Here is a 20,669-nt window from a genome sequence, read left to right as displayed (position 1 = left end):
CAAGGGTGTTTATTTATAGTTGCTAAAAGTTTAGTTATAATATGGTCAACCTCAGACTAATCACTAAATTATTGCTGCTAGAGTTTGAAATAGCATCATTTTATAGTGACAATGTTACAACATGATTATTAATTTAAATGAGATAATAATGCTAAGGCATTATTATAAAGCATATTGTGCGCCCGGCATGGGTAATTACTAGACGGTGAAAGTCCGTTACAGGCTTGGTAGTAGGAACTGTTAGCGAAAGACAAGGGTGTCCATTGTGAAATGGAATCTGAAGGAAGTCGGACGCAAACACTCGCACTGACGAACAGAAATATCATACAAGGCTATGTGGAATGGATGAATCTGCAATACAAGATAAAGTCCGATACTACCCGAGTTCTATATAGTAAATGATGCAGTGGAATGAGTGGAAAGTGGTTACTCTTACCCGGGGAGGTCTCATCAGCGATAAAAAAAATCGTAGTAATAACGAATGATGAGAAGTCAGCAGAGGTCATAGTAGGTAGAAATACTGAAGGACTGAACAATATTCATACAAAGTAAAGAATGGAGGTTAGAGATTTACAACGTACAGAATACAATTAATGATTGGCAACTCATAGAAAGATAAGTAGTGGAACGAAAAAGGATATATGAGTGCGTACAGTAAATCTTAGGTGAAATGAAAGAAATGTATCGTGAGTCTCCATCTATGATGGAGCTTGTTGTAAGAGAGAATAATATACAAAAAGCAATTAAGAAAGTGAAGAAAAACAACGGTGCACCTGGCATCGATGGCATGCGAGTAAGTGAATTAACATCACATTTCGCAAAATACTTTCCACAAATTAAACAAAAACTGCTTGATGGCACGTATAAGCCACAAGCAGTAAGAAAGGTTGAAATACCTAAATCAAATGGGAAAAAGCGCGTGCTTGGAATCCCTGTCGCAAGAGACAGAGTTATCCAACAAGCCATTAAACAAGTCATTGAACCTAGTATCGACCGTACTTTCTCAAAACACAGTCATGGCTTTAGACCGAATCGTAGTACAGGAACTGCACTTAAAGAATGTGCAACATACTATGAAGAAGGTTACTTAGTTGCAGTTGATTGTGATTTAAAACAGTGCTTTGATATGTTGAACCATGATAAATTAATGTATCTATTTGAACGACATGTTCAAGATAAAGCCATTTCTAAATTTATTCGTAGAAGCCTACAGGTTGGTGCAATCGACCTCAATGGTAATTATCGAAGTAGAGAAATAGGTGCACCGCAAGGTGGTGTTATTTCCCCGTTACTTTGTAATATTTATCTTCACGAATTAGATAATGAATTGGAGAAACGTGGTCATCGCTTTGTTCGTTATGCAGATGACTTCGTCATCTTTGTACGTACAAAACGAGCGGGTCAACGTGTCATGGAAAGTGTGACAAAGTTTATCGAAAAAGACCTTAAACTTATTGTAAATAGTGAAAAGAGCAAGGTAGGTTCTATCACACGTTTAAAGTTCTTGAGTTGTCTAATGACCAAAGTAAATGGCACTTATCGTTTCAGACCGACTATGGAAGCAAGAAGAAATTTAAAACGCACCTTAAGACGTCTAACGAAACGAAATAGACCAGGTACCTTTAAAGAGATTATATCAGAAATTAATCAAGTAACACGAGGGTGGATAAATTACTTTGGTAAAGGATTTATTACAGGTTTTGTAACGAAGTTACAATCATGGTTAAACCGACGCATTAGACAACTAATCCTCAAAAGATGGAAAAGAATAAAAACCAAATATAAGATGTTACGTAAGTATGGACTTGACCATAAGAGTGCAATGAAAATTGCCAATTCAAGAAAGAAATACTGGCGCTTATCATCAACGCATGAAGTTCATCGTGCACTTACAACAAAACGTCTCTACAAGTGGGGGTTAGAACCATTAACCCAACTCGCAGAGACGGCTTACGCAAGATATTGAACCGCCGAGTACGGAACCGTACGCTCGGTGGTGTGAGAGGACGGATAATCAAATAATGGTTATCCTCCTACTCGATTTCCTTCATAGCATCATCAACCATATCTGTTTGTTCAAGTTCATTAGCTAACATCGTCACAACTTGATCTGTCGTATAAGGTGCATCGGAGCCATAAACAATTTTGTTAGGATCGACACATTGTAAAATATTTTGTAGTTGATAAGGAATGACTTTACCAGCTAAATCAAAATATAAACTATGCATGACTTGTTCGATATCATCTGGTTGTTTACCAACAGCGAACATTTTATTTCCTAGGTTAATACGTTGTGCAATGACAGGTAATAGCGCACCACCATGAGGTACAATCCATTTAATATTAGGATATTTACTAAACACATTTTTTTGGCTCATATAAATAATGGTACGTGTTGTATCAAAAATGAATTCCATTAATGGTGGTAGTATTTCCTCGGACATCACTTTAATATTAGGCTTTGGTTCATTCGGATGTATTGCAACAACAGCATGACGTTCATTTAATTTGTGAATCACAGCGTCTAATTGATCTTCACCAAGATAAATGCCACGTGCATTAGTGGGTAACGTAAAGCCGATAGCATGCTGATGATCTAGCGCATCATCTATCATTGCTATACTTTCGTCAACTAATGGTAGTGGTAACGTAGCAAAAAAGCCAATTTTATCAGCATGTTGTTGCGCAATATCAGCAGCATAATGGTTCACTTCGTCAGCTAACTCAAGCATTTCTTTATCAGGTGCTGCACTAATATGAGGACTAGAGATAGATAAAACACCATAATCAATATCTAATTTGTCCATTAAAGCTAAATAATCTTGTGGTGAAAATGGTGGTGTAGCTACACCGTCTCCTTTACCATCAAAATAATCGTCTAAGAATTTATTAAATCCTGGAGATAAGTAGTGTGCATGTAAATCAATTTTTTTCATTAGTAAAATCTTCTTTCTTTATCAATATTGTCATTATAACAACTCATCATTTGTTAGTTGTAAGCTTATCATTACGATGCTGTTAACCAGTCATTAAGCTCGTTGTAATAAGCATTCACTTCGTCAGGACGATCAATGCCTTGTAAGTCATGATTAACGCTATAGCCAATTGAGTTTAATATATAAGATAAGCAAGCATAACTTGAACGATATTGTTGAAACTCACTATCAGGTATATCAATTTGACTAGGTGTTACAGGTACTAAACTATCTTTCTCGTAAATACATTCTAAACGTGTAATAAACCACTTGCCGTTACTATCTTTTTCAAGACAATAGGCGAGTTGAGCATCAGAGTTTAAGTCCATTAATGTATCTTTAATTGTCGTACGCATTTGAATAGAAGCTTCCATTAAAGCAACTGCTTTAGTCCCATTAATCCAAATATGTGTGCTGTGAATTTTGTGTGGTGCATAGCGGTTCATTTCTTTTGAAGCTTGGACAAATTGCGCACCATTACCTTTAAACCATGAAATATTAATATAAGAATCTTTAGCAAAACACGTTGTCATAGCATCCCATAGTGAATGATCACGACAAAAACGTTCGAATTGAATCACTTCTTCAACATTTGCTTTATCTACTAAATCTTCTGTTGCATGGAATTGGTTTCTAGTAAATAACATTATAATCATCTCCGTAATTAAATAATAAAGAGCGAGGGTAGTGCAACAAAAATATTAGTTGCGACCTCGCTTAATTTATATGTTGATTAATCCCACATTTTTAATAATACTTTAGCAAAGCCCTCAGGTTTTTGAATGTAACCTAAATGACCACCTGGAATATCTACAATAGGAATACCAGTCTGTTCATGTATATAGAAGTTAACCTCTTGAGGGAAGGAACCTTTTGAATCTGTACCATTTAATAAAGTAATTCTATCTTTATATTGACGTAAATCTTCTATAGTAATATCTGATGATGTGTATTGACTAATTTCATATTTAAACCAACCAATCATCTCTTCGTAACGTTTTTTATTGTCTGCATCGCTACTTGATTGAGCAGGTTTAGACATAGATTCTTGATCGATTGGACTAATATGCAATGCTTCTCCAAAGACTTTCATTGCTGCAGGCATACTGTCATTAACAGCAATATCAATGATCTCATTATTTTTATCTTGCCAATATTTAGCATCTGGTAAGAATGTATTAATAGGTGGCTCGTGGAATGCGATTTTTTTAACGACGTCTGGATAATCTTTTAAGACATGCATGGCTACAATAGAACCTGAACTTGAACCAAGAATATAAACGGGTTCATCAGATAAATGTTTAGCTAATTCAGCGATGTCTTTAGCATCACGTTTAACGCGATAATCATCATGTGGATCAGCAATTGATTCTGGTCGAGGTGCTGTTAAGTCGCTTGCACCATAACCACGACGGTCAACAGCTACTACTGTGAAATGTTCTTTTAATTGTTGAGCAAGAGGTACATAAATATCTCCAGTACCATTCGCTCCTGGGATTAAGATTAATACAGGACCTTGTCCGATTTTATGATAACGCAATGTTGCGCCTTGTAATTGTAATTCTTCCATAAATGATTCCTCCATTTAGACGCTAAATTTATTCTAAACCTAACAATTTAGCACCATTCTTATAACTAATTTTCTCTTTTTCGTCCTCAGTTAAACCTAAAGTATCTAAGAAAGTACCCAAATTACTTGGTTCAATATATGGATAATCTGCTGCATATAAAATACGATCAACACCAAATTCGTGTTTAACTAAGTCGAATTGTGGTTTTGTTAACATACCACTCGGTGTGACATAGAAATTATTTTTGAAGTAATAACTAATAGGATGTTTTAAATGATCTGCAAACAGAATGTCATCCATACGTTCTAAGAAGAATGGCACAAATTCTCCCCAGTGACCGAGAATAATATTTAGCTTTGGATAGCGATCTAAGATACCGGCTAATACGAGATGTATAGCATGAATACCAGTATCTATATGCCAACCATAACCGAAACAGGCAAATGTTGCTGCTGTCACATCAGGATAGTTACCTTTGTAATAAGCTTGATAAACATCACTAGTGACAGGTGATGGATGTAAATAAATTGGTGCATTAAGTGCTTCAGCTGTTTTAAATAATTCGTCATAGTCATCTTGGTCTAAGAAACCGTTATTAGGATGCCCCATAATTAAAGCGCCTTTGAAACCTAATTCAGTCATACAACGTTTCAATTCATCAACAGCTGCTTGTGGTTCGTTGATTGGTAACGTCGCAAAGCCAACGAAACGGTCAGGATATTTTGTAATATAATCATGTAACGTATCATTGGCTTGACGACAAAGGTCAATGGCTTGTTGGCCTTTTAAGTTAGATGGTGCACCATTACCATATGATAATACTTGCATTTGAACATCTTGATCATCCATGAACTTAATACGTTTATCATGATGCGTAATGTCATCTGCATCCGTAAAACCAGATTTTTGTTCTAGACCTTCAAGCATGGTTTGCATTGGCACGCCATTAGGATCTTGTGACATATATGTCATTGTTTGTTGTTGAATGTCATTAACGACATAATGTTCTTCGAAATTAATGCTTTTCATAAAAAATCCTCCTATGAGCCTGTGAAATAAGGCGTTTCACACTTAAAATTAAAAAATTTGGCAGTAACTGTCTGGTTTTTTAAAACGTTGATTTATCAACATTTTGAAAACTTAGTCAGTCTTGTTGAGGTGGGAGGGACCCGTCATAGAAAAATATAGGGATTACAATTGGTTGCTAACGCAACAATTGCATAGGGACCCAACACAGAGAAACTGTACTTACAGTTTCTACAAACAATGCAGGTTGGGCAAGAGCTACTAAAGATTAAAATCTAAGTAGCTTTAAATGTGCAAGACGGGCATATACGAAATAAATTTTATTTCTATCCCACTCCCTTGCAGTTTAATTGAATGAAATTTGCATATAAATATTTAGAAAGATACTAAATATTGTTGCTATTATTGCATCATTTTGTACAGTGAGTATCAACTACTAACAAATTACCAAGGCATCTTACCGTTACCATCAATGAATGTACCTGTTGGCCCATGTTCATCAATCGTTGCAAGTTCAATAATAGGCTTAATACCCTCAGACGCTGGTTTAGCATTATTACTGAAATCACCGACTAAGTCAGTATTAGTTGAACCTGGATCAGCAGCATTAATTTGCATGTTTGGTAAACCTTTAGCATACTGTAACGTTAACATTGTTACTGCTGATTTAGATGAGCAATATGCCAGAGAATTCACTTGTGATTCAGCGGTCTCAGGGTTAGTAACCATACCAAAGGAACCTAAGCCACTACTTACATTAACCACGACAGGTTGTTCAGATTTTTCTAATAGTGGAATGAAAGTGTTCATCATACGCACAATACCGAAGACGTTCGTATTATAAACTTTTTCAATATCTCTCGGTGTGATGTCGGCCGGCGCAGCAAATTGTCCTGAAATACCAGCATTATTAATTAAGATATCAAGGCGACCTTCTTTTTGGGCTATCATGTTGTAAGCATTAGTGACTGAATAATCACTTGTAACATCTAATTGAACATAGTGAACACCAAGTTCTTGTGAGGCTTGTTGTCCACGTTCGTCATTACGTGAACCAATATATACTTTATAGCCTAAGTCTTTCAGCACTTTAGCACTTTCATAGCCTAGACCTTTATTTCCACCAGTAATTAACACGATTTTAGTCATTACTTGTCACCTCATCTGTATAGTAAATTTGTAATAAAAATGCTTTGTATTGATCTATTGATAGTTTCCTATCTTCTCTTTGAAACTCAAAAATTTGAGTGGATAATGAATGAATCAGCATATCTGCTTTAAATGTTGCAAATTGAGTATCGAGTTTGTCAAAAATTGAATAATAAAAATCAAATAATTGTTGATAAAACTTACTTTGGAAAAAGCGTGTTTTATTTTTATTTTGTTCAATACAATGTAGCAATGATTGGTTGTCTACTTTGAATTGCAATAATAATGTTAATGAAGCATTTAAAATGTCGTATTCAGAGTGATATTGATCTTTAGTTTGATATAATTCAGCTAAAAAATCATCGACATCTCTTTGGATTAAGCTATAACACAAATCACCTTTATCTTTAAAATGACGATAAAGTGTCCCCATGCCAACACCTAATTGTTTAGCAATACGATTCATACTCACATTATTGACGCCTTCTTCATTGAAAAGTTGAAGGGCAGTTTCTTCTATACGTTGCCGGTTCTCTATAGCGTCTTTACGCAAAACATCACCTTCTTAAATTAGTTTAAATTGACAAACGGATAACTCTCCGTTTATTATAAAACGTGCTATAACAGATATCAATTAATATGACATAGTATAGAAGTGAACTGATTAATAGAAAGAAGTGATTGCACATGTCATTAAATAAAGAACAAATTCGTATTACCAAGGATGAGTTACAAGCACATTTTCGTGATTCTACATTAACTACTGAAGATATAGCACAACAATTAAACATTTCTTCAGCTGAAGTAGCACAAGTATTAGCAATGGAATCACCAAAAGGTATTTTCGGTAATAAACTGCAACGTTTTATTCATCTTGTCTGGGATGTCAGAGACGTTATCAACGACAATATTAAAGCACAAGGACAACAACCAGAAGAATATACGTACTTAAAGGGAAATAAAGAAGATTATTGGTTTTTAAGATAAGATGGGAAGGGATTGTATGAGAAGTATTCTAGTTATTGGAGCAACTGGTAAACAAGGGAATGCAGTTGTTAAACAATTATTGACTGACGGTTGGCATGTTAACGCATTAACGCGAGATCAACATAATGATAAATTAACAACGATTAATCACCCTGAATTAACAATTGTTGAAGGTGATTTAAGTAATGAAGATAGTTTAAAACAAGCGATGATTGGACAATATGGTCTTTATAGTGTGCAACCGATTGTTAAAGAAAATGTTGAAGAAGAAGTAAGACAAGGTAAAATGATTATTGATTTAGCCCAAGAGCAACACATTCAACATGTCGTCTATAGTACAGCTGGCGGTGTTAATCGTGATCGTACGGGACCACATTTTGAGGCTTTAGCACAAATAGAAAATATACTTAGTGAATCTTCATTAAATTACACTATAATTAAGCCATCATTTTTTATGGATAATTTCTTACGTATTATTAAAGTAGAAAATAATAGTATAACGATACCTGAATTTATAGCACCCGAAGTTAAATTTGCGATGATATCTTCTATTGATATTGCTAAGATCGCAGCAGCAGTGTTTAATCACCCTGAACAATATAATCATCAAGCGATTGAAATTGCTTCTGATGAATTAACGTTGAATGAAGTCGTTGATACTTTTAGTGAAGTAACAGGTAAAGATACACATATTAAAGGTGAGTTTGTCAGTGGAACCGCTGAAAGAAGTTGGTTGCAAGATAAAGGATATGTGGTTGATTTTGAAGTGATGTCTCACATGAATCCTCATAGACTTACTTTAGCGCAATGGATTAAAAAAGTTGGATTTTAAAAGGAGAAATGATGATGATTCAAGGAATGTGGTTTAATCTACACGTAGCAAATCTTGATGAAAGCGAAGCATTTTATCGTGAACTTGGTTTTGAAATTAAGAAGAATCCTGACATGTTGGATAAAATGTTAGGTATTGCTATCGGCGATACAACAGTGATATTAATTGAAAATAAGCACTTTGAAAATGTTAGTCAACAACATGTTGACACTATGCCAAATGAAGTGATGATTTCATTAGGTGTGAAGACGAACGAAGAAGTAGATCAATTAGTAGCTAAAGTTAAGCAAGCTGGAGGCATTGTTGTGCAAGAACCTACGGTAAGTCAAGGTTATTATGGTGCGATGTTTAAAGATTTAGACGGACATCATTATAATTTCTTGGTTTGTTAATAAAAATAACATGAGAAAAGGCTCGCAAAAAATGACTATTGTCATCATTTTGCGAGCCTTTGTATTAAGTCATAATCAATTAATGTTGGATATTACCATATTGTTCACGTAAATCGTAAACTTTATCTGGTGTAACATCTTGTCCAAGTGGATCAACAACTTTCATAGTAGAGAATGTTGTTAATACTTGTCCTCTGATCATTTTCAAGTAGTCTTGTCTCAAGTCATGTTGTTCTTGTTTTTCAGCTGATGTTAGTGGTTGTACTTTTTCTTTATTTGCTAGTGCATTAATTCTATCTAAGATTTGCATATTATTATTTCCTCCTATTTATCATGTGTTTGGAAGGACGGCACAATATATGTTCCGACTTCATCCATCATGTTTTCCAATGTTCTATTGTTATTTACAAATCGTAAAATAATATGATTTGTATTAATTGATTCGTATGCTTTTAATGTTTGTAATAAGGCGTGACGACCTAAACGATAACCATTAGGTATTGGTTTAATGCGTTCATTAGGATCAGTTGATAAATCGATGGCCAATACATTAATAAATGGTTTGAAGTGTTCTGTGCCATTATGCCATTCAGTCGCTAATTTCTTTTGATCTTGAAAATGTTGAGCATAAAACAGCCAACCATCCATATATTGTTGAATCCATGACATATCTTGTCGTGAATAGCCAGTAGCAAACATAGGGATATTATGATGTTTGGGTAATACTTGTAAACCAGCATCTTCTGTTAATTCTAAAAGAGAATTTGAAATATGTGGTGAATGCGCCTGCCATAATGCTCTCATTGAAGCAATAGCAGTTTGATAGTGTGTTGTTAATTGTTTGTCATCAATGTTAAATGCTGGGAATTCAAAAGAACGATCTCCAGTTGCCATACCTAATAGTAAACGTTCATGAGATATTAAATCTAACGAAGCAGCAGCCTTTGCTACGTGGATCGGATGACGTAATGTAGCAACAATGCTTGCAGTTCCTAAAGCTATGTTATTTGTAAAAGCACTTAGGTAACTTAAAAAGACAAATGGGTCATAATTAGGTGTGATATGGCCTAAATGTGGACTATATAATGGGTTATCACGTACAAATAGACTAGCGAAACCTAATGACTCAGCGTGTTGTGCCAAACGTGCTTGTGTTTCGAAAGACAAATCCTCATGTTGTTGATCGAATGGTATAGATAAACCTAAAGTTAATTTATTGTTATGAAATGTTCTGTTGAATCCCTCGTGCTCGGCAATGTCGCTCACGTCAATCCCTCCTTTTTAAGTATTAAACAACGCTTGTTATTTATACAACATTTGTTGTTTAGATATACTATACTACCTTTAAGACGGTTTGCCAACTAACATGCTCACAACTCATGTTGCCTAAGCAACAAAATTAACAAAATGTTGTTTAGAAATAAAAAAACAACTGACTCATAATATGAAAGGGAAATTTCTTCCAATAAATTATGAATCAGTTGCACAGTTTAGATTATTTATAAGTTTAAACTAACTAAGTAACTATAATTGTGTAATGTGATGAATTAAAAACGATAAATTATGATTGATAAAAGTTTCTGGTGTGTCTTTACTTGTATGCAAGTAATGAAGTGCTAGTCCGGCAATGCCAGCAGCTAGAAAGCTCGCACTGTTAACAATAATGTCTCGTGGTTGTTGTGGATAACTGTTTTCTAACATAATAGCAAAGATATCTTCTAATTCATTATTAATACGTTGTTGTGCTTTATGGCAAAAGATTTCACTGTTTAGTTTGCAAAATTGTTGTACATCAATCATGTATTTAGCAATTGAAATAAAGATATTACGTAATATCTCTTCATTAATAACTTCTGAAATGGTTAGATTATCATTAAGATCTTTAAGAATAGTTACAGATAAGGTGTAGTCGAGAATATCGTCTTTATCGGTAAAATGAGCATAAAATGTTGCACGATTGACAGTTGCTTCATCTGTAATATTTTTCACAGTGATTTGGGACATCTTTTTTTGTCGAGAAACCTTTTGAAAGGCATCTACAAGTAATTGCTTTGTTCTAATAATACGTGGATCAATTGTTTCACTTTCCATCATTTGTCACCTATCTAACATATGTTGATTTAATTAATAGTTAAATTATCGAATGCTTAGTAAGGAAAGTCAACATAAATGCACGACTGACTAACGTAACATACTAAACTAATGCGGAGAGGCTAGACAGTCATTAATATTGAATGATGTCACAGAAAATTAATCGTCTTTCTTCTATATTATATTGTATTTTTAGCAATTCAACATTTCTCCCTAGAGAGCAATTAAATATATTAACAATAATTAGTAGTATTATGTATTTCGTTGACACAAAATTTTTGGAAATATTATCTAAATATTCAGAATTTTGTGGTATACTATTGCTCATAGTCTTAGGTTATTTATAATGTTGCAAGCTTAAATATAACAACATCGGCATGCACATCTTAGAATTTATGCTTGTAGTGTAATAACTTAAGGCTCTTTTTTATACATACTAGATTTTTAATAGTGACATGGAGGGATGACTTATGACTTCAATCAAAACCATCACACCTAAAGACTTTGTTTTTAGAGTGTTATCAGGTGTAGCTATAGGGATTGTTGCTGGATTGGTTCCCAATGCAATTCTTGGAGAAATATTTAAATATTTTATGCATGACTATCCAATTTTTAAAACGTTGTTAGGTGTGGTTGTTGCCATTCAATTTACAGTACCAGCATTAGTTGGTGCATTAATAGCAATGAAGTTCGATTTGACACCTTTAGCGATTGCTGTTGTAGCTAGTGCAGCATATGTAGGGAGTGGTGCTGCACAATTTAAAAATGGCGTTTGGGTCATTACCGGTATTGGGGATTTAATTAACACAATGATAACTGCCGCAATTGCAGTATTAATCATATTATTGATTCAGCATCGTGTTGGTAGTATGGCATTAATTATTTATCCAACAGTTGTTGGTGGAATATCTGCCACAATAGGTGTTCTTATATTACCTTATGTAAGGTTAATCACTACTGGCATAGGTAATATGATTAATAGTTTTACAGAACTACAACCTATTTTAATGAGTATTTTAATTTCAATGGTATTTAGTTTTATTATTATTTCACCGTTGTCTACTGTGGCCATAGCGATTGCTATTGGTATCGCAGGACTAGCAGCAGGATCAGCTTCTATAGGAATTGCAGCAACTGAAGCGGTACTTATTATAGGTACGAGCAGAGTGAATCGTTTAGGTGTTCCATTATCAGTATTTTTTGGTGGCGTAAAAATGATGATGCCTAATATGGTGAAATATCCAATTATTATGCTACCTATATTAACCACAGCCATTATTTCAGGACTAATGTCAGCACTAATAGGTATTTATGGAACGAAAGAATCTGCAGGGTTTGGTTTCATAGGTATGGTAGGGCCAATCAATGCATTTAAATTTATGCATGTTGATTCTGCATGGTTAAGTTTATTACTCATCGTTATTGCATTTTTTGTAGTACCATTTGCTACTGCCTTCATAGCAGATATTGTTTACCGTAAAATTTGCCGACTTTATACCAATGATATCTTTAAATTTATGGGCTAATTTAAAAATAACTTTAAAAAGTAAGAGTGATATTAGTAATAACTTGAAAAAGTGTTTTATCTTTAATTACAAATTTAATTAACCTTGCCAAAGTGGGATGATATTAAATAAATCTTTTGATAAATGATGGTAGTTATACCTCTTTAATAAATTGTTTTCAATAAAACAGCAGTCTAAAATATCTAGATTGCTGTTTTTTGCGTATTTAATATAAAAATAACAACAAAAATCGATAATGCTAAAAGTCAGAACTATTACATTGATGTAACAAAAACACAATCTGTAATATTACATAGTTGTAAAAGTTGAGTGGTATATAGTTATTTTATTATGAAATGACAACCTTTTTAAAGAAAATAAAGCTATTTAGGTGTAATATTTGCATGTTACGATATAAAACAATTGTATTTCAACATTACAAAATGACTGTGATATTGTAATGTTTTGTAAACCAAGCGTAATTTACAAAGACTTATTTTATGATATAGTGAATACCGTTGAAAGAAATAAGAGCACATTTTAATTAAAGCACTACGACAAATTAACATTAAAAATAACAATCAAACATAAAAGATACAATTATTATTGGAGGATTTATTATTATGAAAAAGACAATTATCGCATCATCATTAGCAGTAGCATTAGGCGTAACAGGTTATGCAGCAACTTCAGGTCATCAAGCACATGCAGCGGAAACTAATGTTGACCAAGCACACTTAGTAGACTTAGCACATAACCACCCAGAACAATTAAATGCAGCTCCAATCCAAGATGGTGCATATGATATCCATTTCGTACAAGGCGGATTCCAATATAACTTTACTTCAGACGGTCATACTTGGTCTTGGAGTTATGATGTAGCTAATGGTCAAACTACAAGCTTCGCAACTACAGCAGTTCAAGGTACTACTGACTACTCAGCTTCATACAATCAAGAAGCTACAACTACTCAAGCAGTAAGTAACAATGCTCAATCAAGCAATGCTAACGTTGAAACAGTTTCAGCTCCATCAGCTAACTACACAACAAGCACTGCTTCAGCAACATCAAGCAACGTTTCTACATCAACTGCTTCAACTTCATCAAGTTCAGTTAGATTAAGTAACGGTAACACTGCAGGAGCAACTGGTTCATCAGCAGCTCAAATCATGGCTCAACGTACGGGTGTTCCAGCATCAACTTGGGAAGCAATCATAGCTCGTGAATCAAATGGTCAAGTAAATGCTTACAACCCATCAGGTGCTTCAGGTTTATTCCAAACTATGCCAGGTTGGGGAGCAACTAACACAGTTGATCAACAAATCAATGCAGCAGTTAAAGCATACAACGCACAAGGTTTAAGTGCTTGGGGAATGTAATTCCACTATCATATTAATTAGCAAGACAAAGTCCTTTCCAAAGAACATTGGGAAGGGCTTTTTTAGTTTAATTTTAATTCACAATATTGTACGGATGTGTATAGATAACTGTCATCTAGTTAAACTTAACGAATAAACAGTTGTCTACTATATTATTTGAAAATTAGAAAAATAATGAACATTGGTTAATTTAATTAATGAATCTAAAACATATATGTTAATTTTTAAAATATTATGATATGCTACAGATTAGATAAATAGTAAATGGAGCGTTCATATATGGATACAAAAGACTTTAAACGTTTAGAAAAAATATATGCTCCTCGATACTTACCAGGTTTAGATGGTTTGAGAGCCTTTGCAGTTATTGGAATTCTTATCTATCATTTGAATGCACAATGGTTGAGTGGAGGGTTTTTAGGTGTAGATACATTTTTTGTTATATCTGGTTACCTAATAACAAGTTTATTACTTAGTGAATATTATCGAACAGGAACGATTAATTTAATAGAGTTTTGGAAGAGACGACTAAAACGCTTAATTCCAGCAGTGCTATTCTTAATTAGTGTAGTACTTATGTTTACATTATTATTTAAACCTGAGCTCATTATACAAATGAAAAAAGATGCTATTGCAGCGATCTTTTATGTATCTAACTGGTGGTACATTGCTCAAAATGTAGACTATTTCAATCAATTTGCTATTGAACCACTAAAACACTTATGGTCCTTAGCAATTGAAGAACAATTTTATGTCTTTTTCCCGCCTATATTATTGTTATTATTACATAAATTAAAGCCAAGAAAAATTATACAAACTTTATTTATTATTTCAGTTATCTCATTAGTATTGATGATTGTCATTCATTTACTGACTGGTGATAACTCACGTGTGTATTTTGGTACCGATACTCGATTACAAACGTTATTGCTAGGTTGCATTCTAGCATTTGTTTGGCCACCATTCTCTTTGAGAAAGGATGTAGCTAAGAAATCGATTGTGTCATTAGATATAGTAGGAACGATTGGTTTTATAGCCTTACTTACATTGTTCTTTATAGTCGGCGATCAAGATCAATGGATTTACAATGGTGGATTCTATCTTATTTCAGGATTTACCTTGGTGATTATTGCTACAGCAGTGCATCCATCAAGTATCTTTGCTAAATTTTTAAGTATGAGGTTATTTATCTTTATAGGTAAACGTTCATATAGTTTATATTTATGGCATTATCCAATTATTGTCTTTATGAACAGTTATTATGTACAAGGTCAAATTCCTGTCTATGTATATCTGTTAGAAATTATACTCACATTTGCTATGGCTGAATTGTCATATCGCTTTATTGAAACACCTATACGTAAAAAAGGCTTTAAAGCATTTACAATTAAACCTAAGAACCTTAATAAATTTGTCAGGACTGTACTCGTCATTGTATTGTTAGTACCATCATTAATCGTATTAAGCGGTCAATTTGATGCGTTAGGTAAGCAACATGAAACTCAAAAGAAAGAAAAGAAAACAGAATTTAAAACAAACAAAAAGAAAGTGACTAAAAAAACGCCTGCCAAATCAGATCAAACACCAACTAAAAATGGCAAAGTAGACGTTTCTAAAATGTCTCCATTATTAATTGGGGATTCAGTGATGGTTGATATTGGTGATGTCTTTACTGATAAAGTGCCAAATGCACAAATAGATGGTAAAGTAGGTCGTCAATTAGTTGATGCTATCCCGATTATTAAGTCTCAATATCAAGACTATTCGAAAAAAGGACAAAGTGTCATTGTTGAATTAGGTACTAATGGAGAATTTACAAAGGATCAATTGAATGATTTATTAGATAGTTTTGGGAAAGCGGATGTTTATTTAGTTTCTATCAGGGTACCTAGAAATTATGAGAGTAATATCAATAAATTGATTTATGATGCTGCTAAAAAACGTTCAAACGTACATTTAGTAGATTGGTATAAAGCATCTGGTGGACACCCAGAATATTTTGCATACGATGGTATTCATTTAGAATATTCAGGAGCGAAAGCATTAACTAATTTAATCGTCAAAACGATAGAAGAACACGAAAAAACAGCAAAATAATATTACACACCAAACATTTAAAATATTACAATGCACAAGTTTTATTCTTGTAATTAGCATAGTTATTTTAAATGATTTGGTGTTTTTTAATACTTTGAAGTCTGCTGTGTGGCGTTTTTAAAATTTTTGAATATTTAGATAATGAACATTACACTGACAAAGTGATTATTAGAATCAAGTTACAATCCGATAACAAGGCACACAAGTGCTTTGTTTTTTGTTATAGTTTGTCTTGTCGAAAAAACAACGGAATATATTGTTTTGTTGTTTGATTAAATTGAAAAAATAAAATATAACATTATAAAGTCTTGAGAGACTTTCGATAATATAAACTGTTTTAAATTATTAGGAGGATATTTACTTATGAAAAAAATCGCTACAGCTACTATCGCAACAGCAGGATTCGCTACAATCGCATTTGCAGGACATGACGCACATGCAGCAGAACAAAATAACGCAGGTTATAACCCAAATGATGCACAATCATATAGCTACACTTATACAATTGATGCACAAGGGAATTATCATTATAAATGGACTGGTAACTTCGATCCAAGTCAATTAGAACAAAACAACACAAACTACTACTATAACAACTATGGTTATACTAATTACAATAATTATAATAACTATAGCTATAATTACAATAACTACAACAACTATAATAATTATTCACAAAACACTAACAACTATAATAATTATTCACAAAACACTAACAACTACAATAATTACAGCAATTATAACTATTCATACAATAATCAAGCATCTTCAAACAGTCAACGTACTGGTGGTTTAGGTGCAAGCTATAATGCAACAAGTAATAACGTTCACGTTACATCAACTTCTGCACCATCATCAAATGGTCAATCAGTATCTACTGGTAACGGCTCAGCTAACAACCTTTATACTTCAGGTCAATGTACATATTATGTATTCGACCGTGTTGGTGGTAAAATTGGTTCTACTTGGGGCAATGCTAATAACTGGGCAAACGCTGCAGCTAGATCTGGTTATACAGTAAATAATACGCCAAAAGCTGGTGCAATCATGCAAACTTCTCAAGGTACGTATGGTCACGTAGCATATGTTGAAAGCGTTAATAGTAATGGTTCAGTAAAAGTATCAGAAATGAACTATGGTCATGGTGCTGGAGTTATAACATCACGTACTATCTCAGCTAGCCAAGCTGGTTCATATAATTACATTCACTAATTCGAAATCGATAATATGATGACAACGTCAATGTTCTCTTTTCACAGAGGATGTTGGCGTTTTTTAATGTTCTCTATTTTTCAGGACTGATAAAAAGCGGCTCATTGTCAAATTCGGTTGATGTACAAATTTTGAATCGAATTTATTAAAGAACCTAAAAAGCGAATAATTTTAAATAAAAATTAATTATGTATCAGTCCGATTTGTTAGAGAACCTTTTTTAATATCTTCTAATCATGCTAGCGACGGTTTGAATAACTGTTAATTAGGGAATTAATTATAAAGTTATACGATTTAACTAAATATTAGAAAGTTGTTTGAACTAATGACAAAATCAATCAAATTAATTAAGTTAATAGTTTTACATAGTATTTATTGGTCTTCAGTACAACTCATTATTGCTAATGTTGGAACTTATATACCACGTCACTTTTTTGTTAAACATCACAATTGGTTTAGCAGTTTTAAGTTTGAACAGCAAGGAAAGTTTTGGCAAGGACGTTTCAAAGTGCATCTATGGAAGAAAATGATTCCAGAAGGTCAAAAAATTAATTCTAAAATATATAATAAGAAGCATTTAACAGCGTACGATTCGAATACTATAGAGACCATGATTATAGAAACAGAGCGTGCGGAACTCATACATTGGCTATCTATACTACCTGTAGTTATTTTTGTTTATGCACCTAAATATTTGAAAATAATTAATGTACTGTATGTGTTAATTGTTAACATACCGATTATTGTAGTACAGCGATATAATCGTCCAAGATTAAGACGTTTATTACGTTTGAGAACATTGAGGGGTGACTAAAAATGAAAAAAGTGATTGTTATTGGTGGTGGATTAGGTGGTATTTCCGCTGCAATTCGCATGGCACAAAATGGTTTTGATGTTAAATTATTTGAACAAAATAAACATATAGGTGGTAAAGTGAATCGTTTGGACAAAGATGGCTTTGGTTTTGACTTGGGACCTTCAATTTTGACAATGCCATATATTTTTGAACAACTTTTCACCTATAGTCATAAACGTATGTCAGATTACGTGGATATTCGTCGTATGCCTCTGCAATGGAGAAGTTTCTTCCCTGACGGACAAGTGATTGATTTGTATGAAGGTATTGCTAATACATTAATGCATAATAATCATTTAACTGAACAAGACGCAAGAGAACTGTCAGATTATCTAGAATATAGTCGTAAAATACATCAAGTGACAGAAAAAGGTTATTTTAATGTAGGTTTAGATAATTTGACTGAGATTATTAAATATCATGGACCATTACATGCACTAATAGAGTATGACTATTTTCATACAATGCAACAAGCGATTGATAAACGCATCAGTAATCCATATTTAAGAGAGATGTTAGGTTATTTTATTAAATATGTAGGTTCATCATCCTATGATGCACCAGCCGTCTTATCGATGTTGTTCCATATGCAACAACAACAAGGTTTATGGTATGTCGATGGTGGCCTTCATCATTTAGCCAATGCTTTAGAAAAGTTAGCACTTGAAGAAGGTGTTGATATTCATACGGGTGTGAGTGTTGATAATATTCAAACTTATCACCGACGTGTGACAGGCGTGAGGTTAAGTAACGGCAAAGTATATGATGCGGATTATATTATTTCTAATATGGAAGTCATTCCAACTTACAAATACTTATTACATCTTAATCAACATGCTATAGACAAATTAGAAATGACGTTTGAACCTGCAAGTTCAGGATTAGTATTACATTTAGGTGTTGATTGTCACTATCCACAGTTAGCACATCATAATTTCTTCTTTTCCCAAGATTCAAAATATAATTATCAGCAGGTATTTCATGATAAAGTCTTGCCTGATGATCCAACAATATATCTCGTTAATACTAATAAGACTGATCCAACACAAGCGCCAGTAGGTTATGAAAATATTAAAGTGTTACCTCATATTCCTTATATTCAAGATCAGCCAGTTGACAAAAAAGATTATTTGAAACTTAGAGATAGAGTGTTATATAAATTGGAAAAAATGGGATTAACAGACTTAAGACAACATATTGTCTTTGAGGATATGTGGCTGCCTGAAGATATTGAAGCACACTATCGTTCAAATCGTGGAGCAATATATGGTGTTGTAGCAGATAAAAAGAAAAACAAAGGGTTTAAATTTCCGAAAGAAAGCCAGTATTTTGACAATTTGTACTTTGTTGGTGGCTCAGTTAATCCTGGTGGAGGAATGCCAATGGTTACATTAAGTGGTCAACAGGTCGCGGATAAAATTATGCAAATTGAAAATAATGAGATGGTGTGACGTGGATGAAACGGATTAGTCGAATACTAACATTTTTAACTACGATATCAATCGCTTGCGGCTCAATCATTTTTAATAGAAGACATGTTATAAGTAAAGCATTTGTCAAAGATTTTAGTAAGTCTTTAACTGTTATTATCCCAGCTAGAGATGAAGCTGAGCGCATTGGTAAGCTACTCCAATCATTGCAGAAACAGACATACCCTCATGAAATCATTGTCATGGATGACGGTTCTACAGATCAGACAGTAGACATTGCTAAACATTATGGTGCAACTGTTTATTCAGTAGAAGAAGATAGCAGTGGAGAATGGTTTGGTAAATCACGTGCTTGTTATCAAGGAGCGAATTATGCACAAACAGAATTACTGACTTTTATAGATGCAGATGTGGACTTGCCATATAAAGACAGCTTAGAGCAAGTCATACAACAATATCATCAACAGCAGTCACGTGGTTTGTTGAGTGTGCAACCATTTCATCGTACTGAGACCTATGTCGAAAGTTTATCCGCCATATTTAATTTATTAACAGTCGTAGGAATGAATCAATTTTCATCGTTAACGGATAAACAACTATCCAATCAGGCGTTTGGACCTATGACAGTAACAAATAAACAAGACTATGTTATGACCAATGGCCATCAATGTGCTAAACATCAAATTATTGAAGGGTTTGCATTGGGACATGCATTTGCTAAGCATCATTTACCTGTAAATTTATACGAAGGTAAGCCTTTCATTCAGTTTCGGATGTATCAGCAGGGCTTTTCATCGTTACTTCAAGGATGGACGAAACACTTTTCTTCAGGTGCTAGTCAAACCAATCCTAAATTAATGTTAGCAATTGTTATATGGCTAGTTGGTTCAATGACGTCATTCACAGCATTATGTTTAGGGGTAGTTAGTAGAAAAGTATCTCTCACTAAGATGTTATTTGTGTATAGTATTTACACATATCAATTTATAAAAATACATAACAGAGTAGGTAAATTTTCATTGTTATTAATGATGTGCCATCCACTGTTATTTATATTTTTTGTTGCAGTTTTCCTTTTATCATGGAAGAAAACGCATGTATCTACAGCTGTTGAATGGAAAGGACGTCAATACAAGATATAACAATACCAATAGACAAGGGGGACGA

General features: G+C 33.6%; 20 protein-coding genes. 11 read left to right on the top strand and 9 right to left on the bottom strand.

Annotated elements, in window-relative coordinates; all coding sequences use genetic code 11:
- Positions 1–679: 679 nt before the first annotated feature.
- Positions 680–1,966 (top strand): group II intron reverse transcriptase/maturase, encoded by a 1,287-nt coding sequence (ltrA, locus tag J3R86_RS11475; RefSeq protein WP_207518488.1) that lies wholly within the window; start codon positions 680–682, stop codon positions 1,964–1,966.
- 67 nt (positions 1,967–2,033) lie between these two features.
- On the opposite strand, the gene J3R86_RS11470 is transcribed toward ltrA, so the two are convergent.
- The 6 genes from J3R86_RS11470 to J3R86_RS11445 form a co-directional block, all read right to left on the bottom strand.
- The gene (locus tag J3R86_RS11470; RefSeq protein WP_207517410.1) at positions 2,034–2,936 is read right to left on the bottom strand and encodes an amidohydrolase family protein; all 903 of its coding nucleotides are present in this window, start codon (positions 2,934–2,936) and stop codon (positions 2,034–2,036) included.
- Positions 2,937–3,007: 71 nt separating this feature from the next.
- Entirely contained in the window at positions 3,008–3,622 is a 615-nt protein-coding gene (locus J3R86_RS11465) for a nuclear transport factor 2 family protein (RefSeq protein ID WP_207517409.1), read from the bottom strand.
- An 86-nt stretch (positions 3,623–3,708) separates the two neighbouring features.
- Entirely contained in the window at positions 3,709–4,545 is an 837-nt protein-coding gene (locus tag J3R86_RS11460; protein ID WP_207517408.1) for an alpha/beta fold hydrolase, read from the bottom strand.
- Between the two features lie 28 nt (positions 4,546–4,573).
- Complete coding sequence (locus J3R86_RS11455; protein WP_207517407.1) at positions 4,574–5,575, bottom strand: amidohydrolase family protein; 1,002 nt, start codon at positions 5,573–5,575, stop codon at positions 4,574–4,576.
- 441 nt (positions 5,576–6,016) lie between these two features.
- Complete coding sequence (locus J3R86_RS11450) at positions 6,017–6,721, bottom strand: SDR family NAD(P)-dependent oxidoreductase (protein ID WP_207517406.1); 705 nt, start codon at positions 6,719–6,721, stop codon at positions 6,017–6,019.
- On the bottom strand, positions 6,714–7,274 hold the full coding sequence (locus J3R86_RS11445; protein ID WP_207517405.1) for a TetR/AcrR family transcriptional regulator: 561 nt from the start codon (positions 7,272–7,274) through the stop codon (positions 6,714–6,716). Before J3R86_RS11445 ends, J3R86_RS11450 begins: the two co-directional genes overlap by 8 nt.
- Before the next feature lie 134 nt (positions 7,275–7,408).
- On the opposite strand from J3R86_RS11445, the gene J3R86_RS11440 reads away from it, so the two are divergent.
- The 3 genes from J3R86_RS11440 to J3R86_RS11430 are packed head-to-tail and all read left to right on the top strand — an operon-like array spanning position 7,409 to position 8,932.
- Entirely contained in the window at positions 7,409–7,708 is a 300-nt protein-coding gene (locus tag J3R86_RS11440; RefSeq protein WP_207517404.1) for a DUF2316 family protein, read from the top strand.
- 16 nt (positions 7,709–7,724) lie between these two features.
- Complete coding sequence (locus tag J3R86_RS11435) at positions 7,725–8,540, top strand: NmrA/HSCARG family protein (RefSeq protein WP_207517403.1); 816 nt, start codon at positions 7,725–7,727, stop codon at positions 8,538–8,540.
- Between the two features lie 14 nt (positions 8,541–8,554).
- On the top strand, positions 8,555–8,932 hold the full coding sequence (locus J3R86_RS11430; protein ID WP_207518558.1) for a VOC family protein: 378 nt from the start codon (positions 8,555–8,557) through the stop codon (positions 8,930–8,932).
- A 79-nt stretch (positions 8,933–9,011) separates the two neighbouring features.
- Here J3R86_RS11430 and J3R86_RS11425 read toward each other — a convergent pair whose 3' ends face one another.
- The 3 genes from J3R86_RS11425 to J3R86_RS11415 all read right to left on the bottom strand — a co-directional run bounded on the left by J3R86_RS11425 (position 9,012) and on the right by J3R86_RS11415 (position 11,026).
- A complete protein-coding gene (locus J3R86_RS11425) occupies positions 9,012–9,242 on the bottom strand; it encodes a DUF896 domain-containing protein (RefSeq protein WP_207517402.1) in 231 nt (76 codons plus the stop codon).
- A 14-nt stretch (positions 9,243–9,256) separates the two neighbouring features.
- A complete protein-coding gene (locus tag J3R86_RS11420) occupies positions 9,257–10,198 on the bottom strand; it encodes an LLM class oxidoreductase (RefSeq protein WP_207517401.1) in 942 nt (313 codons plus the stop codon).
- A 258-nt stretch (positions 10,199–10,456) separates the two neighbouring features.
- A complete protein-coding gene (locus J3R86_RS11415; RefSeq protein ID WP_207517400.1) occupies positions 10,457–11,026 on the bottom strand; it encodes a TetR/AcrR family transcriptional regulator in 570 nt (189 codons plus the stop codon).
- Between the two features lie 467 nt (positions 11,027–11,493).
- On the opposite strand from J3R86_RS11415, the gene J3R86_RS11410 reads away from it, so the two are divergent.
- The 7 genes from J3R86_RS11410 (at position 11,494) to J3R86_RS11380 (ending at position 20,644) form a co-directional block, all read left to right on the top strand.
- On the top strand, positions 11,494–12,549 hold the full coding sequence (locus tag J3R86_RS11410; protein ID WP_207517399.1) for a PTS sugar transporter subunit IIC: 1,056 nt from the start codon (positions 11,494–11,496) through the stop codon (positions 12,547–12,549).
- 602 nt (positions 12,550–13,151) lie between these two features.
- Positions 13,152–13,907 carry a transglycosylase SLT domain-containing protein gene (locus J3R86_RS11405; RefSeq protein ID WP_207517398.1) on the top strand — a complete coding sequence of 252 codons (756 nt, stop codon included), beginning with the start codon at positions 13,152–13,154 and terminating at the stop codon, positions 13,905–13,907.
- 279 nt (positions 13,908–14,186) lie between these two features.
- Complete coding sequence (locus J3R86_RS11400; protein WP_207517397.1) at positions 14,187–16,004, top strand: acyltransferase family protein; 1,818 nt, start codon at positions 14,187–14,189, stop codon at positions 16,002–16,004.
- Positions 16,005–16,367: 363 nt separating this feature from the next.
- Positions 16,368–17,216: a CHAP domain-containing protein gene (locus J3R86_RS11395; protein ID WP_207517396.1), complete on the top strand. Its 849-nt coding sequence runs from the start codon at positions 16,368–16,370 to the stop codon at positions 17,214–17,216.
- A gap of 325 nt (positions 17,217–17,541) precedes the next feature.
- Positions 17,542–18,030, top strand: coding sequence for a glycosyl-4,4'-diaponeurosporenoate acyltransferase CrtO family protein (locus J3R86_RS11390; protein ID WP_207517395.1), 489 nt, complete (start codon positions 17,542–17,544; stop codon positions 18,028–18,030).
- 2 nt (positions 18,031–18,032) lie between these two features.
- Positions 18,033–19,523: a phytoene desaturase family protein gene (locus J3R86_RS11385; protein WP_207517394.1), complete on the top strand. Its 1,491-nt coding sequence runs from the start codon at positions 18,033–18,035 to the stop codon at positions 19,521–19,523.
- Positions 19,524–19,528: 5 nt separating this feature from the next.
- Positions 19,529–20,644, top strand: coding sequence for a glycosyltransferase family 2 protein (locus tag J3R86_RS11380; RefSeq protein WP_207517393.1), 1,116 nt, complete (start codon positions 19,529–19,531; stop codon positions 20,642–20,644).
- Positions 20,645–20,669 lie beyond the last annotated feature (25 nt).

Source organism: Staphylococcus simiae, assembly GCF_017357005.1.
GTDB classification, from domain to species: domain Bacteria; phylum Bacillota; class Bacilli; order Staphylococcales; family Staphylococcaceae; genus Staphylococcus; species Staphylococcus simiae_A.
The sequence above is the reverse complement of the archived record's forward strand: the minus strand, read 5'-3'. Positions and strand labels throughout refer to the sequence as shown.

Excerpts from the sequence above, each read along its gene's own strand:
- ltrA (WP_207518488.1), top strand. The coding sequence starts at position 680 with ATGTATCGTGAGTCTCCATCTATGATGGAGCTTGTTGTAAGAGAGAAT.
- J3R86_RS11470 (WP_207517410.1), bottom strand. The coding sequence starts at position 2,936 with ATGAAAAAAATTGATTTACATGCACACTACTTATCTCCAGGATTTAAT.
- J3R86_RS11465 (WP_207517409.1), bottom strand. The coding sequence starts at position 3,622 with ATGTTATTTACTAGAAACCAATTCCATGCAACAGAAGATTTAGTAGAT.
- J3R86_RS11460 (WP_207517408.1), bottom strand. The coding sequence starts at position 4,545 with ATGGAAGAATTACAATTACAAGGCGCAACATTGCGTTATCATAAAATC.
- J3R86_RS11455 (WP_207517407.1), bottom strand. The coding sequence starts at position 5,575 with ATGAAAAGCATTAATTTCGAAGAACATTATGTCGTTAATGACATTCAA.
- J3R86_RS11450 (WP_207517406.1), bottom strand. The coding sequence starts at position 6,721 with ATGACTAAAATCGTGTTAATTACTGGTGGAAATAAAGGTCTAGGCTAT.
- J3R86_RS11440 (WP_207517404.1), top strand. The coding sequence starts at position 7,409 with ATGTCATTAAATAAAGAACAAATTCGTATTACCAAGGATGAGTTACAA.
- J3R86_RS11435 (WP_207517403.1), top strand. The coding sequence starts at position 7,725 with ATGAGAAGTATTCTAGTTATTGGAGCAACTGGTAAACAAGGGAATGCA.
- J3R86_RS11430 (WP_207518558.1), top strand. The coding sequence starts at position 8,555 with ATGATTCAAGGAATGTGGTTTAATCTACACGTAGCAAATCTTGATGAA.
- J3R86_RS11425 (WP_207517402.1), bottom strand. The coding sequence starts at position 9,242 with ATGCAAATCTTAGATAGAATTAATGCACTAGCAAATAAAGAAAAAGTA.
- J3R86_RS11415 (WP_207517400.1), bottom strand. The coding sequence starts at position 11,026 with ATGATGGAAAGTGAAACAATTGATCCACGTATTATTAGAACAAAGCAA.
- J3R86_RS11410 (WP_207517399.1), top strand. The coding sequence starts at position 11,494 with ATGACTTCAATCAAAACCATCACACCTAAAGACTTTGTTTTTAGAGTG.
- J3R86_RS11405 (WP_207517398.1), top strand. The coding sequence starts at position 13,152 with ATGAAAAAGACAATTATCGCATCATCATTAGCAGTAGCATTAGGCGTA.
- J3R86_RS11400 (WP_207517397.1), top strand. The coding sequence starts at position 14,187 with ATGGATACAAAAGACTTTAAACGTTTAGAAAAAATATATGCTCCTCGA.
- J3R86_RS11395 (WP_207517396.1), top strand. The coding sequence starts at position 16,368 with ATGAAAAAAATCGCTACAGCTACTATCGCAACAGCAGGATTCGCTACA.
- J3R86_RS11390 (WP_207517395.1), top strand. The coding sequence starts at position 17,542 with ATGACAAAATCAATCAAATTAATTAAGTTAATAGTTTTACATAGTATT.
- J3R86_RS11385 (WP_207517394.1), top strand. The coding sequence starts at position 18,033 with ATGAAAAAAGTGATTGTTATTGGTGGTGGATTAGGTGGTATTTCCGCT.
- J3R86_RS11380 (WP_207517393.1), top strand. The coding sequence starts at position 19,529 with ATGAAACGGATTAGTCGAATACTAACATTTTTAACTACGATATCAATC.